13 protein-coding genes are annotated in these 16,446 nt (G+C 70.2%); 4 read left to right on the top strand and 9 right to left on the bottom strand.

Annotation, left to right across the window (positions count from 1 at the left end):
• Window positions 1–26 precede the first annotated feature (26 nt).
• From AB0C28_RS53670 to AB0C28_RS53660, 3 genes are all read left to right on the top strand, one after another.
• Window positions 27–1,034 (top strand): LacI family DNA-binding transcriptional regulator, encoded by a 1,008-nt coding sequence (locus AB0C28_RS53670; RefSeq protein WP_358084915.1) that lies wholly within the window; start codon window positions 27–29, stop codon window positions 1,032–1,034.
• Window positions 1,035–1,095: 61 nt separating this feature from the next.
• Window positions 1,096–2,370 (top strand): hypothetical protein, encoded by a 1,275-nt coding sequence (locus AB0C28_RS53665; RefSeq protein WP_358084913.1) that lies wholly within the window; start codon window positions 1,096–1,098, stop codon window positions 2,368–2,370.
• Window positions 2,360–3,637 carry a VCBS repeat-containing protein gene (locus AB0C28_RS53660; RefSeq protein WP_358084911.1) on the top strand — a complete coding sequence of 426 codons (1,278 nt, stop codon included), beginning with the start codon at window positions 2,360–2,362 and terminating at the stop codon, window positions 3,635–3,637. The genes AB0C28_RS53665 and AB0C28_RS53660 overlap by 11 nt, the downstream gene beginning before the upstream one ends.
• Before the next feature lie 128 nt (window positions 3,638–3,765).
• On the opposite strand, the gene AB0C28_RS53655 is transcribed toward AB0C28_RS53660, so the two are convergent.
• The 9 genes from AB0C28_RS53655 to AB0C28_RS53615 are packed head-to-tail and all read right to left on the bottom strand — an operon-like array spanning window position 3,766 to window position 14,594.
• Window positions 3,766–4,035 (bottom strand): hypothetical protein, encoded by a 270-nt coding sequence (locus AB0C28_RS53655; protein ID WP_358084908.1) that lies wholly within the window; start codon window positions 4,033–4,035, stop codon window positions 3,766–3,768.
• Window positions 4,032–5,783: an ABC transporter ATP-binding protein gene (locus AB0C28_RS53650; RefSeq protein ID WP_358084906.1), complete on the bottom strand. Its 1,752-nt coding sequence runs from the start codon at window positions 5,781–5,783 to the stop codon at window positions 4,032–4,034. Before AB0C28_RS53650 ends, AB0C28_RS53655 begins: the two co-directional genes overlap by 4 nt.
• Complete coding sequence (locus AB0C28_RS53645; RefSeq protein ID WP_358084904.1) at window positions 5,780–7,540, bottom strand: ABC transporter ATP-binding protein; 1,761 nt, start codon at window positions 7,538–7,540, stop codon at window positions 5,780–5,782. Before AB0C28_RS53645 ends, AB0C28_RS53650 begins: the two co-directional genes overlap by 4 nt.
• Complete coding sequence (locus AB0C28_RS53640) at window positions 7,537–8,733, bottom strand: alpha/beta hydrolase-fold protein (protein WP_358084901.1); 1,197 nt, start codon at window positions 8,731–8,733, stop codon at window positions 7,537–7,539. Before AB0C28_RS53640 ends, AB0C28_RS53645 begins: the two co-directional genes overlap by 4 nt.
• Window positions 8,726–9,574 carry an ABC transporter ATP-binding protein gene (locus tag AB0C28_RS53635; RefSeq protein WP_357850248.1) on the bottom strand — a complete coding sequence of 283 codons (849 nt, stop codon included), beginning with the start codon at window positions 9,572–9,574 and terminating at the stop codon, window positions 8,726–8,728. The genes AB0C28_RS53640 and AB0C28_RS53635 overlap by 8 nt, the downstream gene beginning before the upstream one ends.
• 2 nt (window positions 9,575–9,576) lie before the next feature.
• Window positions 9,577–10,635 carry an iron chelate uptake ABC transporter family permease subunit gene (locus tag AB0C28_RS53630; RefSeq protein WP_358084899.1) on the bottom strand — a complete coding sequence of 353 codons (1,059 nt, stop codon included), beginning with the start codon at window positions 10,633–10,635 and terminating at the stop codon, window positions 9,577–9,579.
• A complete protein-coding gene (locus AB0C28_RS53625) occupies window positions 10,632–11,681 on the bottom strand; it encodes an iron chelate uptake ABC transporter family permease subunit (protein WP_358084896.1) in 1,050 nt (349 codons plus the stop codon). The genes AB0C28_RS53630 and AB0C28_RS53625 overlap by 4 nt, the downstream gene beginning before the upstream one ends.
• Window positions 11,678–12,688 (bottom strand): ABC transporter substrate-binding protein, encoded by a 1,011-nt coding sequence (locus AB0C28_RS53620; RefSeq protein ID WP_358084893.1) that lies wholly within the window; start codon window positions 12,686–12,688, stop codon window positions 11,678–11,680. Before AB0C28_RS53620 ends, AB0C28_RS53625 begins: the two co-directional genes overlap by 4 nt.
• A 40-nt stretch (window positions 12,689–12,728) precedes the next feature.
• A complete protein-coding gene (locus AB0C28_RS53615; RefSeq protein ID WP_358084890.1) occupies window positions 12,729–14,594 on the bottom strand; it encodes a siderophore-interacting protein in 1,866 nt (621 codons plus the stop codon).
• A 128-nt stretch (window positions 14,595–14,722) separates the two neighbouring features.
• Here AB0C28_RS53615 and AB0C28_RS53610 point away from each other — a divergent pair, with 128 nt between their 5' ends.
• Window positions 14,723–16,330 (top strand): AraC family transcriptional regulator, encoded by a 1,608-nt coding sequence (locus AB0C28_RS53610; protein ID WP_357849440.1) that lies wholly within the window; start codon window positions 14,723–14,725, stop codon window positions 16,328–16,330.
• Window positions 16,331–16,446: the final 116 nt, after the last annotated feature.

Below are 16,446 nucleotides of genomic sequence, written 5' to 3'. Positions count from 1 at the left end.
TTCGATGCTGGTAGCGGGGAACGGGATTGAACATCGGGGAAATCGCCAGACGAGCCGGCGTCTCACGCAGCACCGTCTCCTACGCCCTCAGCGGCAAACGAGCCGTGTCCGACCTGACGCGCCGGCGCATCCTGCGCGTCATCGAGGAGGCCGGCTACCGGCCCAACGCCAGCGCCCGAGCACTGGCCGAAGGACGCACCCGCACCATCGCCCTGGTGATCCCGCCCGCCGGCAGCCAGTTGACACCCATTCAGCTCGGCTTCGTCGCGAGCGTCGTGACGGCCGCCGGCCGTCACGAACTGGACGTGCTCCTGTCGCCCAGCGGTGGCGAGCACGACCGCTCGTTCGAGCGGATCGTCACCGGCCGCCGCGTGGACGGCGTGATCCTGATGGAGGTCCGGCTGCACGATGCCCGGGCGGCCAGGTTGCGCGAGTCCGCGATGCCGTTCGTGGCGATCGGGCACACCGCCGACGCAGGGATCTCTTCCTGGGTGGACCTGGACTACGAAGGGTTGGTCGCGAACTGCGTGCATCACCTGGCCGACCTCGGCCACCGGACGATCGCGCTGGTCAACCGGCCCGAGGAATTCCTGAACCTCGGCTACGGCCCCGCCCGGCGGGCCCTGGACGGCTTCACCGCTGCGGCGGCGGCTCGCGGATTGGCCGCGACCGCGGTGTGCTGTGCGGACGAGGCGATGGCCGGCGAGACCTGCATGCAGGACCTCCTCACCGCCCGCCCGGACCTCACCGGCCTCGTCACTGTGAACGAGGCGGCCCTTCCCGGAGTGGAACGCGCACTGCGCCGTCTCGGCCGGGCGGTACCCAGCCGATTCTCCGTCACGGGCGTGGTCGGACGGCACTGGGCGGAGGAGTTTCACCCGCCGCTCACCGCCGCCGACGTGCCGGTCGCCGAAATGGCGGACCGGGCCGTCGACCTGCTCGCCGAGCACATCTCCGCTCCGGCCGAGGCCGCACGCCACGTGCTGCTGTCGCCACCGATATCGTTGCGCGCCACCACCGCCCCTGCCGGCTGATGCGCTGGCAGTTGACCCGGTCAGTTTGCCGAACTCTCGGAGTTGCCGGAAGATCGCCCGGATGACGAGGGAGCGCCCGCTGTTCACCCGTTTGCTGACCACCGTCCCGCTTGCCGTCCTGCTTGCGGTCCTGCTTGTGGTCCTGCTTGTGGTCACTGCCTGCAGCACCCCTCCACCATCATCACCGCAGGCCCAACCCGCCGCAGACGACTGCAGCCGGGCAAGCGCGCGTGACTTCGACGGCGACGGCCGCGACGACGTCGCGGTCAGCCACCGGGAAGGCAGGGGCACCGTCCACTTCCTGACGGCGGGCAAGCTCGTTCCGCTGCCCGTGCCCGTTCCCCACCGGGAGAACGGCATCTTCGGTTGGGCGCTGACCCTTGCCCACGTCAACGGCGATCGCTGCATCGATGTAGTGGTGGGCGCGCCGGGCACGGATGTCGATGGCAAGAAGAGCGCGGGTGCCGTCTTCGTCTATTACGGCGGAGCCTTCGCACCCCCGCAGCGACTCATCGCCACCAAGCCGCATGAGGGTGACCGATTCGGCTGGTCGCTGGCCGCCCACGGCGATCTGCTCGCCATCGGCAGCCCGGGCGCGGCGAAGGGCGGAGGGGTGTATCTGGCCAGGAACGGCACGCTGATCCGATCGATCAGCCAGGACAGTGAGGGCATCCCGGGCAACGGCGAAGGCCATGACTCTTTCGGCGAACGAGTGGCACTGGGACCGCTGGCATCGGGCAAGGTGGGGCTCATCGTCGCCGCACCGGGGGAGATCGATGACGGTCCCGGGCGGCAGGAGAGGGATCTGAACGACGAAGCGGGCGCGGTAACCGTGATCCACGACGTCATGGCGGCGAAGCCGGCAGCGACCCGGCTGAAGCACCCCACAGCGGTGAGCGGTGGTTTGCTGTGCGTCGGCTTCGGATCAAGCCTCGCGTACGTCCGGGGAGCCGGACTGGCCGTCGCGGGCAGAGACTGTGACCGCATCCAGTTTTACGGCCTCGATCTCCAGCCGACGCGCACGGTGCTGCGACCGCGGGGAGCCAACGTGGGCTCGGGTGCCACGCTGGCCGCATCCGAGCGCGGGCAGGTCGCCGCCCTGTGGACCAACCCCGGCGGGCTCCCCACGCTGCAGGTCCTCTCCACCGATGACAGGCTGCTGCCCAGCGACCAGTGGGAAGGGAGCTTCGGAGTGACTTTCAGCGGTGATCGGATCGTGCTCGGCTCGATCGGTGGGCCATTCGGCAACGTGGCCGTCGTCGATCCATCCACCGGCAGAACCGAGTTGATCAAAGCGCCGACCGCCTATAACTGGGGTGATCCGATTGCGGGCTGAAGCCACCGCCGCAATGCTGATCTGCGCCTTGACGGCCTGCTCGGCGCCGTCGTCCATGCCCGCACCCAGCGCGGCCCCGGCCACCCAGACCGCGGCGACCGCCTCCCAACCGGCGGTCGCCGTCACCCAGCCCGCGAAAACCGACTGTGCCAAAGCGAGCGCGCGCGACTTCGATGGCGACGGGCATGACGACATCGCCATCGGCTATACAGGCCGCGTCGGCCGGGTACACGTCCTGTCCGCGGACAAGGTCATCACCATCCCCGAACCTCCCGGGAACAGGGCCGTTGACTTCGGCCGGTCGGTGACCATGGCCAAAGTCAACGACGACGACTGCATCGACGTCATCGTTGGCGCCCCGGGCGGCACGGTCGCGGGGAAGACCGGATCCGGCGCTGTCTACATCCTGTACGGCGGAGCCGCCGCCCCACCCAGAAGGCTCGTCTCCCTCAGACCGGAAGAAGACGCGAACTTCGGCGAGTCCGTCGCCGCCCACGGCGACCTGATCGCGATCGGCGCACCGAACGAGCGACCCGGCGGAGCCGTCTACCTCGCCGAGAAGGGCTCGATCAGCCGGCGAATCACGCAGGAGACCCGCGGCGTGCCCGGTACCTCGGAACCCGACGATCACTTCGGCGAGCACCTGGCCCTCGGCCCCCTGGCACGAGGCGGCGTGGGCCTCATGGCCGGCGCCCCCAACGAACATCAGGACGGACCCGGCCGCCAGGACAGCGACGGCCTGGACGAGCCTCCCGGCGCGGTCACCGTCCTCCACGACGTGACAGCCGCAAACCTCACCGGAGTACGGCTTCCGCCGCCCACGGACAAGAACGGCAAGCCCTGCGGCAGCTTCGGCGAGAACCTGGCATACGTCCCTCATGCCGGACCGGCCGCCCTCTCGGCAGATTGCGGCCTGCTCCAGTTCTACGACCTCGACCTCAACCTCACCCGCACAGTCGCGGCCCCGGGCCCGTCATGGGCGGGCGCCCTGAGCGCCTCAGGCGACGGACAGGTCGCCGCCCTGTGGAACGACGACAACGACCCGGCCCTGCTCTTGCTGTCCCCCAAGGACCCGGCCAAGGACCGTCGTATCTCCGGCGACCACCTCAGGTATGCGATCGAGGGGGGGATCACGTTCAGCGGAACCCGGCTCGTGGTCGGCCTCGACTGGACCGCGGACCTGGCCATCATCGACCTCGCCACCGAAAGAGCCGAACTCGTCAAGGCCGCCACCGGCCAGCTCTCGGTCGGGTCCATCGCAGGCTGAGATGAGTGAGCTCGACGACGCTCCGATCACTGGCCGCCGACGGGAACCGGTGGCGACGCTGACCAGGTCGACCGGGACGAGTTGTTCGATGCCGTCGAGGACCTGGGCCACATCGGCGCCCAGCGGCGTCAGATCGCCAGCGTCAGCGTCAGCGTCAGCGCCGGCGCCGGCGCCGCGCAGCGCACCCGCTCCAGCCGGAGCCGGGCGATGTCGTCCACCTGCTGCAGCGCCCGCGTCGGCCCCTCGGCATGCGTCCACGCCCGGCCGTGCAGGAGCGTTCGGAAACAGCTTGCCGGCGTAAGTTCGCCGCCTTGCTGACCCGCCATCCCGACCGGCTCACTCAGGATGACAAGCTCCGCGGACTGCGGCGAATCCTGGCCTGGTCGCGCTGTCGTCACTGAGCGGTCTCCCAGGCCCTCCACAGCCCGGCGTACACACCACCGGCATCAACCAGTTCTTCGTGGGTGCCGGTCTCGATGATCCGGCCGTGCTCCATCACCATGATCCGGTCGCAGGTTGCCGCTTGAGAGAGACGGTGCGCGACTACGACTGCGGTGCGCCCGGCGAGGACGGCATCGGCAGCGCGGTCGAGCTGTCCGGCATTGGTGGAGCCGGCCTCGGCGGTCGCTTCGTCGAGGATCACCAGATCAGCGTCGGTGAGCAGCAGGCGGGCGAGGGCGAGCTGCTGCGCCTGTGCGTCGGTGAGCGGGTGTCCGCCGGCACCTAGCACGGTGTCCAACCGGTCGGGGAGAACATCGAGGATCGATGCGGCGCCGGTGGCTTCCAGCGCTGCGTGGAGGTCGCGGTCGGTGGCCCCGGGGGCGGCGAGGGTGAGGTTGTCGCGCAGGGTGCCCGCGAAGACGTGGACCTCCTGGGTGATCATCGCGGTACGGCTGGGGCGAGTCACCCTACCGGCCTCAGGCAGATGGGTGCCGGCGATCACGCCGGCGAGCGTGGTCTTGCCCGCCCCGGACACGCCGACGACGGCCACGCGCTGACCGGACGAGATGTCGAGGGTGATGTCGTCGAGCACCCGTGGCCCCTCGCCGTAACGGAACGAGACCTCACCGAGCTGTACGACGGTGTTCGCGGCCTGTACTGGGACATCCGACGAGCTGAACGGAATCGTGACGACCCCGATCATGCGGCTCAGCGATGCGAGGGCGGACTGGAGGGTGTCGATGACCAGCAGCAGCTGGTTGACCGGTCCGAGCAGGCGTAGCACGAGCAGCATGGCAGTGGTGGCGCCGCCGACGGTCGATGCGTTGTGGTCGATGAGGACGAAGCCGACGACGAGTACGGCGGCCAGGCTCAGGCACTCCCCGAGGTTGAGCCGGGCATTGAGCATGCTCAGCACGGTGCGCGCGCGTAGCGACTGCCCCGCGACGCGCCAGGAGTCCGTCATCACAGCCCGGTGTCGCTGCTCGGCGAGCCCGAAACCGAGCACGGTGGCGTAGCCGCGCTGGGACTCGAGGATCCGCTGGGCACGCGCGCTCATCGCCGTGCGCTCGGCGCGGTAGACCCCTGGTCCGGTGCGCAGGTACCACCGCACGGCCAGCACGTAGACCGGCAGCACGACGGCGAAGGCGGCCGCGTAGGGCCATTCCAGTGCCGCGAGTCCGCCCATCGACACGACGATGGTGAAGGCGGTGACGGTGAGCACCGGGATCACGGCGGGGGCGGCGTCAGCGACCGCGGTGACGTCGTCGCTGGACCGCGAGATCAGGTCTCCGGTGCCGGCGCGTTCGACGAGGTACTGTGGGAGCGCCATCGCCTGGCCCACGAGCTGCTCGCGCAGCGTGGCGAGGATGGAGTGGTAGACGCGGGTGGCGAGCACGATCGTCAGCGCGGTGCCCGCGGCACCGAGGATTGCCGAGAGCGCCATGACGACCGTGACCGTCAGCACTGTGGCGAGATCCGCGGTGCCGGCCTGCACGCGGTCGACGAGGAATCCGATCGCCACGGGAACGATCAGGTCGACGCCGGTGCTGACGATCCCCAGCGCCCCGGTCGCGGCGAGCTGGAGCCGGTACCCGTGGCTGAGCCGCCACACCTCCCTGACCGTCTCGCGGCCGCTCGCGACCGGCAGCCCGGGCAGCCCGGCATCGGATGCCGAGGTCTCGGGCACGGTGGAGGTGCCGCTCACCGCGCCGTCCTTGAGGGCGCGGGTAGGTCGTCAGGCAGCTCGACGACGCGGTCGCAGGCGGCGAGTAGCACCGGGGTCGAAGCGATCAGCAGCGTTGAGCGGCCTGCCCGGACACCGCGCAGCCGGCCTGCGATCGTGTGCTCGGTGACCGAGTCGACTGCGGCGGTCGGGTCGTGCAGCACGAGCACCGGCGCGTCGCTCGCCAGGGCGCGGGCGAGCGCGACCCGCTGGCGCTGGCCGCCGGAGAGCCGGTTGCCGCCCTCGCCGACCGGGACGTCGAGGTCTGCCGCGAAGTCGTCGCAAGCGGCGGCTCGCACTGCGGCGTCCACCCGCTCGGGCGTGCCCGCGATCACGGCGACGTTGTCGTGGAGGGTGCCGCTGAACAGCGTGGCGCGGTGCGGCGCCACGGTGACCCGGGAGCGGTACTCGACCGGGGACAGCTCCCGCGCCGCGATCCCGTCGAGCCGCGCCTCGACCCCTCCCTCGGCCCGCGGGTCCAGCAGCGCCTCGACGACACGGGCGGCGGTCCGGTCGTCGGCGCGCACGCCCACGAGCTCGCCGGGCTCGACCCGGATCGTCACTCCGGGCCCGGAGATGCTCGGCACGACCACGTCCAGCTTCGGCAGCGCGGTGACCTCCCGCCGGGTCGCGTCATCGGGCCCGGCCATCGACGTGGCGTCGTCCCGCAGCACGTCGAGGAGGCGCGCTGACGAGGCACGGGCGCCGGCGAGGTTGGGGATGGACGTTCTCGCGATCGCCTGGATCTGCGGCAGCAGTGCCTGGGTGAGGCCGACGGCGGTGATCAGCCCGCCGATGCTGAGCTGCCGGTCCACGGCGAACCAGCCCGCCAGCCCCATCACCGCGGCGACGAACGTGCCGCTGACCACGCCCGAGCCCACAAGGAACCTCCCCAGCAGCCCCGCGTTGCGCCTGGCGCCGCCAAGGGTTTCCTGGCTTGCCTGCCGGTACCGGCTGCTCGCCTCGGCCTCGGCACGCACCCCCTTGATCACCCGGTAGCCGGCGACCAGGTCCGTGGCCTGTCCGACCGTGGAGGCCAGCAGCTCCTGGTACTCGCGGGTGTCCCGGGAGAGCCGCTCGCTGAGCACGCCCATCGACCAGACCGCGACCGGCGCCCCCAACAGCACCGCGAGTCCGAGCAGCCAGTGCGTCGCCAGCAGTGATGCCGCGATGAATCCGATGGCCGTGATCCTCGAGACCGGGATGATCGTCAGGATCACCGCGTTGGACAGGCGCGCGACGTCGTTCGTCATCAACGAGACCACGCTGCCGTCCGGCGCACGGGCGGTGCCGCCGATCGGGTGCAGCACGCCCGTGGAGAGGGTGGCGCGGAGCCGGTGCTGCAGGACCTGCACCGCATAGGCGGTCAGCCGCAGCGAGAGCCTCGCCGCCGACGTCAGCGCGGCGTAGAGGGCCACCAGCACGCCGAGCCACAGGGCCAGCTGTCCCTCATCCCCGGTCGCCAGGGCCCGGTCGATCGCGAGTCCCATCACCACCGGGACCGCGGACTCGCCCACCTGCCACACGATCGCCAGCAGCATCGCGGGAACGCTGACCCGCCTCACCGAGAAGATCACGCGCAGCAGGAACCGGCCCGGGGTGATCCCCGGCCCGGACTCGAACGGCCGGGCATCGAGCGGCTCGGCGGGAGCGAGCAGGAGCACGGGCAGCCGGCGGGTCAGCGGTCCTCGCCCCAGTCCTGCGGTGTCGGCGCCCGAGAAACGCAAGGAGTACCTCACGCCCGGCTCCGGTCCCTGCTCCTGAGCGGAAACAACCAGAGCAGGGCATCGGCGAACATTCCTCGCCACCAGGCGTAGTCGTGTCCGCCGGCGAACTCTCTGTAGAGAGTGTCGTAGCCCTTCCCGGTGAGCACGTGGTCCAGCCAGCGACTGTGGGTGTTCGAGCTCTCCAGCTCACCGACGTCGTGGAAGATGCGGATCGGTGCCGTCTCCGCGGCCAGGTAGTCGGCGATCAGTGTCGGGACGGGGGTGCGGCGCAGCAGCTCACCTGCCCCGGTGCCCCAGGTGAGGTCGGGGTGGTACCCGCACGACGGGGACTGGAGGATGGCGTTGCCGAACGTCGTCGGGTGGTGGAGCGCTGTCCAGCCGGCGCACAGACCGCCGAAGCTCTCGCCGGCCAGCGCAACGTCACCGGGGTCTCGCGAGAGCGGATACCGGTGGTGGAGCCACGGCAGCAGTTCCTGAACCAGCATCTGGGAGAACGCCGGGTTGCAGAGCAGCTCCTTGTCGCGCTGCGGCGCGGGCTGATCGACGAGGATCACCACGCAGGGTCGGACCAGTCCCTCCCGGACCAGGGCGTCACGAACGCTCGGCGCGCTGTGGTCCGGCGTCCCGTCCAGGTGGATCACGAAGGGCAGTGCGCTTTCGTCCGAGAACTCTCCCGGGGGCATCGAGACCCAGATGCGGCGTTCGTCTCCCAGAAGCTCACTCGCCAGCGCGGCAGTTTCCACTGCCGGGGCCGGTCGCGCTTCGGCCTGATCGAGCCAGGGCAACGGCACTGCGTCGGGCAGCACTGCCACCGAGGCCCCGGAGAAGCGCTCCACCGAGCACTCCGAGAACCTCGGTGGCGGGTTGAACGGGTCCGGAACCTGTTCGCCCTCACCCGTCGGCCCACGTCGTGCGAACACGTACGAGAAGCGCAGGTCGGAACGCATCCGCAGGGTGAGAAGGCGGAACGGCGTCCGCGCCGCCGAGGCGAACTCCGTGCCGATCGGGTTGAAGCCGATTCTGGGGCCGATCACCACCGAGAGGGTGACCGTCGTGTCGTCTCCGGGCTCGTCGACGAACGTTACCTCCACCTCGTCCGCGGAGATCCGCTCGACAAGCGGTGCACTCGTCTCCTGGAGATGTCGTCTGAACCTTTCCGGGCTCCACTCACCGGTCGACAGCTTCTCGACAAACGGATCAGCCATGTCTCGCGCTCTCCATGTCGGTGTTGTCAGCGGACCTCTGTCGGGTTCGTTCGCGGCCGAGCGGCACCACCTGGGGGCTGCCGGCCACCGGATCGGGCACCACTAGGCAGCGCAGACCGAACACCTCCTCGACCAGTTCGGCCGTGACGACCTCGGCCGGAGTGCCCTCGGCGACCACGGTGCCGTCCTTCATGGCGATCAGGTGGGTGCCGTAGCGGGCGGCGTGGTTCAGGTCGTGCAGTACGGCGACCAGGGTGTGGCCGACATGGTGCAGGTCGGTGAACAGCTCCATCAGCTCGATCTGGTGGGTGATGTCGAGGAAGGTGGTCGGTTCGTCGAGCAGCATGATGCCGGTGTGCTGCGCGAGCGCCATCGCCACCCACACGCGCTGGCGCTGCCCGCCCGACAGCTCGTCCACCAGGCGCCCGGACAGGTCGGTGACCGAGGTCTGGTGCATCGCCCTGAGCACGGCCTGCTCGTCGCTCTCGGTCCACTGCCGGATGAACCCCTGGTGGGGGTACCGTCCCCGGGCCACCAGATCGGCGACGGTGATCCCGTCCGGGGCGATCGAGGTCTGCGGCAGCAGTCCGACCCTCCGCGCCACCTCTTTGGTCTTGTAGGAGTTGATGTCGGCGCCGTCGAGGACGACCTGCCCGGCCGACGGCTTCAGCAGCCGGGACAGGCCGCGCAGCAGGGTGGACTTGCCGCACGCGTTCGGGCCGACGATGACCGTGAACGACTCGTCGGGGATCGCCACCGAGAGGCGCTCGGAGATGACCCGCTTGTCGTAGCCGATCGTCGCCGACTCCACACGCAGGCGCGCGGTGTCGGGCGGGGTCACGCTCACAGGCGCCTCCTGGCTTCGGTGAACAGCAGGTATCCGAGGTAGCCGCCGCCGAGCACGACGGTGATGATGCCGACCGGCAGCGGGGTGGGGGCGACGTGCTGGGCGAGGTAGTCCGACGCCAGGCACAGCAGCGCGCCGACGAAGGCGGCGGGGGCGAGGGTGATCCCGGCGGTGCGGGCGAGTCGGCGTCCGATCTGCGGGGCGACCAGGGAGATGAACGCGATCGGCCCCGACGCGGCCGTGACCGTCGCCGTCAGCGCCACTCCGACCAGGATCAAGGCGAGGCGTGCGGGCGAGACCCGTACCCCTTGCGAGGTGGCCGCGTCGTCCCCCAGCTCCATCTGCCGCATCGGCCGGCTCAACATCCCGGCCAGCAGCAGGAGTACGGCGATGCAGGCGCCGCCGATGACGGCCTGGTCCCAGGACACGCCGTTGAGCGACCCGGCACCCCACGCGGCCGCGGACATCGCCTGGTCCAGGTCGGCCTTGAGGATCAGCCAGGTGTTGAGCGACCCGAGCATGGCCGAGACGCCGATGCCGACGATGATCAGCCGGAACCCCTGCACCCTTCGCCGGTGGGCGAGCACGTACACGGCCACGGCGGTGGCTATCCCGCCCAGCAACGCCCCGCCGACCAACTGCGCGTAGGTGCCGTTGACGACCAGGATCACGATCAGCGCGCCGGTGTAGGAGCCTTGGGAGAACCCGATGACGCCGGGGTCGGCGAGAGGGTTGCGCAACAGTGACTGGAAGACCGCCCCGCTCACCCCCAGAGCCGCGCCGAACACCAGTGCCGCGGCCACCCGGGGCAGCCGCCACTCGACCACGATGTCGTGGACGATGGCGGTCTCCCGGCCGGTCAGCGCGGAGAGCACCTGCCCGGGGCTCAACTGGTACGAGCCGGTCATCAGCGCGAGCACCGCCGTACCGGCGACCGCGACCGCGAGCACCGCGCAGACGACGACCGAGCGCCACTGGAGCCGTACCGCGATCCGCCGGCGCCGCAGCACCAGCACCCGCCGCCCGAAGTCCACCCGCGGAATGTGCGTGCTCACAGTCCGCTCGCCTTCTTCCGCCGCACCAGCGCGACGAGAACGGGAGCGCCGACGAAGGCGGTGACGACACCCACGGGGATCTCGCTGGGTCTCATCACGATGCGGCCGAGGATGTCGGAGACCAGCAGCAGGCTCGGGGCGAGCAGGATGCTGTAGGCGAAGATCCAGCGTTGGTGCGGGCCGACGATCCAGCGGGCCACGTGCGGCACCATGAGTCCGACGAATGCGATGGGTCCGGCGATCGCGGTGGCGCCACCGGCGAGCAGGGTGAGGGCGATCACCGCGAGCACACGGGTGCGTACCAACCGGACCCCTTGGGCGACCGCCAGCTCGTCACCCAGAGCCAGGGCGTTGAGCGGGCCCGACACCGCGAAGGCCAGGATGAGTGCCACCGCGAAGAACGGCAGGATCGGCCATACGACCTCGGGCGGGCGACCCACGATCGACCCGGCGTTCCAGAACCGCATCGCGTCGAAGGCGTCCGGGTTGGTCAATTGGAGCGCCTCCCTGGCGCCGCCGAGCACGGCGCCGACGCAGACCCCGGCGAGCACCATGAACACCGGCGAGGAACCCTGCCGGTGCCGGGTCGACCCGAGAGCGAGCACCAGGAGCGTGACGATCAGTGCCCCCGCGAACGCGAACCACAGGTAGCCCTGGGCGTCGCGGACGCCGAGCACGCCCACGGCGACCGTCACCGCGAAGGACGCGCCGGCGTGGACGCCGAGGACACCCGGATCGGCCAGGGGATTGCGGGTGAGGGCCTGAATCAACGCGCCCGACAAACCGAGTGCGACGCCGACGACCAGACCCACGATCGTGCGCGGCAGCCGGAAGTCGCGGATCGCGAACTGGTCGATGTCGGCCGAGGAGTGGAACAGCGCGTCCCACACCACTGACGGCGCGATCGCCGTCGACCCGATCATGACACTCAGCACCAGCAGGACCACCAGCACCACCAGCGCGACGACCAGGCCGAACAGACGACGACGCGGTCCGGGTACCGTCTCGGAGCCCGGACTGTCCTGCCGCAGGGCGAGGGCTGTCACTTCTCGGCTGGGAGGGTCGCCAGTGCGCTGTCGAGCGAGTCCAGGTACCGGATGACGGGCCCGTAGGAGTTGTTGCCGGGGCAGAAGACCCCCAGCGCACGACCGGAGCTCACGGCAGGCAGCGCCTTCCAGGTGTTGGTCTCGATCACCGGCACGAAGGGCTCTGTCGGCCGGCCCTCGGCGTCGACGGGGTAGGTGATCACGTCGTACGTGGACAGCTTTGCGATCTGCTCGAACGGCAAGGACTCGTAGGCCAAGGGGTCCCTGCCCTCGGCCGCCTCGGGGAGGTCCAGGCCGACGTCGTCGCGGGCGATCTCGGAGCAACCGATGTCCGCGATGTAGAACGTTCCGGGATCGCTCCAGTCGCCGCGGGAGACGTCGACGAACGAGGTGTCGTCGATGATCTTGCCGTAGGTCGCCTGAATCTTGGCGACCTTGTCCTTGAACTCCGCCTTCTGCCGGCTGAGCGCATCCGCGACGTTGCCGGCCTCCGCGATGGCGTCGGCGAAGGCTTTCCACTCGGTGTCGAGCCCCCAGAGCACGGTCGGGGCGATCGCCTCGAGCCGCTTGCCGACCTTGTCCCAGTCGCTCGAGTGGAACTGGACCAGGATGAGGTCCGGCTTGAGGCCGGCGAGCTTCTCGAGGTCCACCTCACCGCCGTTGCTGCCGATGATCTCGGCTGCCTCGTAAACGGTCCTCTGTTCTTCCGGCAGCACGCCCAGCTCGGAGTCGGATGCCTCGGTGACGCCCACTGGCTTGCCGCCCAGATCGATGAAGGGGAGGTTCGTGTTGCCGATCGTGACGACCCGCTGGGGGTTGACGGGAACCTCGATGGTGCCGTTCTCGGCCTTGACGCTGCGGGTCTCGGCGGCCTTGACGCTGGAGGTCTCCGCGGCCTTGACGCCGGTGTCGTCGCCGTCACCGCCGCAGGCGGTGAGGACGAGCGACGCGCTCATCAGCGCGGCGGCAAGGGCGGCGCCGCGCCTCCTCAGGGGGATGTTGCTCATGGGTGGTCTCTTCTTTCACTTCTTCTCGGGAGGGAGGGGTTCAGCCGGCGCTGGAGCGGAGGAGTTCGTGGACGGTGATGCCCCGGCCGACGGTGTGCGCCGACCTGTGTGTGAGGCCGGCCCGGGCGATGACAGCGTCCAGCTCCGCTGCGGTGCGAAGGCCGGAGCCGTGGCAGACCAGGCCGATCAGGTCTTCCTCGCCGTCGTGCTCGTCGAGGTCGCCGGTGTCGAAGACCTCCTCGATCAGCAGCACCCGCCCCCCGGGGGCGAGGTTCTCGGCTGCCCGGCGTAGTGCGTGAGCGGCGTCGGCATCGGGCAGGTTCTTGAAGGCGCGGCTGACGAGCACGGCGTCGGCTGCCGGGCTGGGCTCGAAGACGGACTGCTCCAGCACGCTGACCCGCGCGCGTTGCCGTTCGTCGGGAATCGTGGCGGGCAGGTCACGGCGCAGCCAGTCGGCCTGGGCGGGCAGGGCGCAGATCGTCACGCGCAGGCTCTCGTGGGCTGCGACGTACTCACGGGCGTGAGCGCCGGCACCACCGGAGTGGATCACCAGGTGCTGGACCCCGGCGAGCAGGCCGGACGTGGCGATCGGTTCGGCCAGTGCGGGCTGGAACTTCGCCAGGCGCTCCAGGTGACGGTCCTCGTAGTCCTGCTCGGCTCGCACGTCGGCGAAAGTCTGGCCGGTGATCGAGGCGTAGGCGGGCCGGCCGGTGCGGACCGACTCCGTGAGGCCGTGAATCCCGAGCATCTCGCGGCCGACCACGCCGGCGGAGTGGAGCCGGTCCGCGATGAACTCGAGAGTGAGGACATCGCCGACAGGCGTCAGAGCGTAGTGACCCGGTTCTGTCTCGGTCACCACGTCCAGGGTGTGCAGGTAACGCAGCAGCTTGCCCAGAGCACGCTCGTCGGCGCCGGCCTTGGAGGCCAGTTCGGTCACACTGGTCACGCCGCGGGAGACCAGATCGGGGACGCCCAGCTCAACGGCGGTGCGGATCGCGATCGGCGCGACCAGCTCGGTCAGATCGTGGAGCTTCTGGAACGGGGCGACCGTCTTTTCCGGGTCGGGTAGCGCTCCATCGCTCGCCAGGGCGACGACCTGGGAGCGACGCCAGTAGCCGGCGAAGTCGATGTCCTCCTTGGGCACGCCACGGTCCTCGACCAGGTGCCGGCGGATGTCCCGGACGGCCGTGTGCTCGCCGGCCAGCCACGCGAACGCCTGGCCCGACCACCACTCCGCACCGCGGACGGCCTCGGTCAGCAGCGACACGGTCCCGGCCGTCACGCCGGGGCGGACCAGCCACGTCACGTCCACCCCGGGCAGCTCGCGCAGCTTCTGGCGGTGGGCGTCCTCGGCGATCTCGATGAACACCTGCGCCCGGGCGTCGGGCGGGAGCTCGTCGAGCAGGCGGCCGATCGCGGGGAGTGCGGTGTCGTCGCCTGCCACGAGCAACCAGTCGACGCCGACCGGGAACGCCTTGGACGTGCTCGGGCCGCTGAGGTGGATGCGGTCACCCGGCTGGGTGCGATAGGCCCACGTCGTTCCGGCGCCCACCCCGTGCTTGACGAAGTCCACGTCCAGCTCGCCGGCCTCGGGGTCCCACCGGCGAACCGTATAGGCCCTCGACAGCGGTCGAGGATTCTTGGGCACGATCAACTTGGCCTCGCCCTGGACCGGGAGCGCCGGATCTCGCTGACCTGGGTACGGGAAGTAGAACGCGAGGTCGTCGTCGAAGCCCGAGGACTCGAAGGCCGGCCGCACGAAGCCGTCCGCGGTGGTGAACGCACGCAGCTGTTCGCCGCCCAGCGTGACCCGCCGCATCCCCGGGGTGATGTCGACGGTCCGGACCACCTCGACCTCACGCAGGGTCAGCGGGTGCACGGTGAGCCGGCGCGAGGTCTTGGGCATGTGGGGAACCGAACTTTTCGATCGTTTCGAGGGCAGAAGCCGCGCGTCGGCATCGGGACGGCACGCACTGGTAAGGTTAGGCAAACCTCACTAGCAATAGTGTGCGCAGACTGCCGAACAGTTAGGACGTGGTGGTGCCCTCGTCGTTCGCCGCAGGCGCCGGCGACCCGCCGCCGATTCCGAGCGCGCGGTTGGGTACGGCAGATGCGCCCGTTCGGCCACTGCTGGTCTGGGTTCGCACCGGCGCGGCACACGTGCGTCTCGACGGCGGGCCGGCGCTCCACCTCAAGACCGGCGAGGGCGTCTGGATTCCCGCAGATGGCTGGGCAGAGCGGGCGATCACCACTGCGCCAGGCACTGTCGCCTTCCCGCTGTGGCCCCACGTCGGCGTCGGCGCCTGGGGGGCGTCGGAACCGACGCGGTTCGACGTTCCCAGTGGCTGGCAGGACTGGTTGATCCAGCTCTTCAACCTGCAGGTCACTCCATTCAGCGGCCACGGGTACTCACCCGAGGCGATCGAGGAGCTCCTGCGGCGTCCTGGCTCGCGCTCGTCGGCGCCCGTCGAGGGCGGGCGACATCCGAGCTCGGAGGGATCCGCATCGCCGGCGATGCCGCGAGCCCGCGGCGCCAGAGCAGTCGCCGAGGAACTGATTCGCGACCCCGCGCTTGACCTCACGGTCGAGCAATGGGCGTCGCGGGTGCTCTCCAGCGCGCGCACCCTTCGCCGCGACTTTCTCGCCGACACCGGGCTCACGTTCGAGCGGTGGCGGCTGCTCTGCCGGCTCGGCGCTGCCGTGGAGTTCCTCGCCGCCGGTTACGACGTGGACCAGGTGGCCGCTCGAGTGGGTTTCGCCAGCCGCAACGGCCTCACCCGAGCCTTCAAGGGGCGGTTCGGACTGACCCCTCACGAGTTCGGACGGGAGCTTTCCGCCCGACCTGGCGCCGGTGGGCTTACGCAACGGGCAGCGGCGGCACGGCAGACCGACGACCTGATCCGGATGATGCGCAAGACGGACACTCCCGCCGCGCCCGAGATGCTGCCCGCGGCCAGCACACCGTCGCACACCAACGACGTCCACGTCCTCAGCTGGATGTATCGGGGCAGCGGGTACCTGGACATCGGCGACCGACGCTACGAGCGGGAGCGAGGGGTGGCGACCTGGATCCCCGCAGAACTGGACCATGTCACCGGCCTCCGTGAGAACTCCGTCTCCCTGCCGCTGGGCAACGCGAGCACCGGCGACCTCCAGCTGACAGCGCCGCTGCAGGTGCGGTTCTCGCCCGCGTGGGACGACTACTTGATGTTCTGCTCGATCAGCGCCCGGTCCGTACTGCGTCCCGACGACCACAACCCCCGCCACATCCTCGACCTGTTCGCGGAACAGGTCGCCGCGCAGCGAGCGCTGTCGGTGCCGATGCCCAGCGATCCGCGCGCGCGTGCTGTCGCGATGGAGTGCTTGCGTCGTATCGGCGAGCCTGGCGGGACGCAGGATGTCGATGTCCGCGCTGAGATCCACCGTGCCTTCCGCGACGAGACGGGTATGACACTGGGTCGCTGGCGCTATGCCGCCCGCATGCGCATCGCTCGCGACCTGCTCGCCGGGGGCGCCCCGCCCAGCGCCGTCGCGCGCCGGATCGGGTACGCCCACCTATCCACGTTCAGCGCCGCCTTCTCTCGCTTCCACGGACTGTCTCCGCGCGACTACCAGCAGCGCGAGTCTGAGCGGAACCAGTAGCGCCGTTGCTCCGCCAGTACTTCCGCTCAGCTCTTCCGCTCACCCAGGACGCAGAACTCGTTGCCCTCCGGGTCGAGGAGGGTCACCCAGTGCTGCTCGTCCTGCACGGTGTCGAC

This window comes from Nonomuraea sp. NPDC048892 (genome assembly GCF_040649735.1).
Taxonomy (GTDB): domain Bacteria; phylum Actinomycetota; class Actinomycetes; order Streptosporangiales; family Streptosporangiaceae; genus Nonomuraea; species Nonomuraea maheshkhaliensis.
Note: the sequence above shows the minus strand (reverse complement) of the source record. Positions and strands in the feature narration are given on the sequence as shown.

Excerpts from the sequence above, each read along its gene's own strand:
- AB0C28_RS53665 (WP_358084913.1), top strand. The coding sequence starts at position 1,096 with ATGACGAGGGAGCGCCCGCTGTTCACCCGTTTGCTGACCACCGTCCCG.
- AB0C28_RS53640 (WP_358084901.1), bottom strand. The coding sequence starts at position 8,733 with ATGGCTGATCCGTTTGTCGAGAAGCTGTCGACCGGTGAGTGGAGCCCG.
- AB0C28_RS53620 (WP_358084893.1), bottom strand. The coding sequence starts at position 12,688 with ATGAGCAACATCCCCCTGAGGAGGCGCGGCGCCGCCCTTGCCGCCGCG.
- AB0C28_RS53615 (WP_358084890.1), bottom strand. The coding sequence starts at position 14,594 with ATGCCCAAGACCTCGCGCCGGCTCACCGTGCACCCGCTGACCCTGCGT.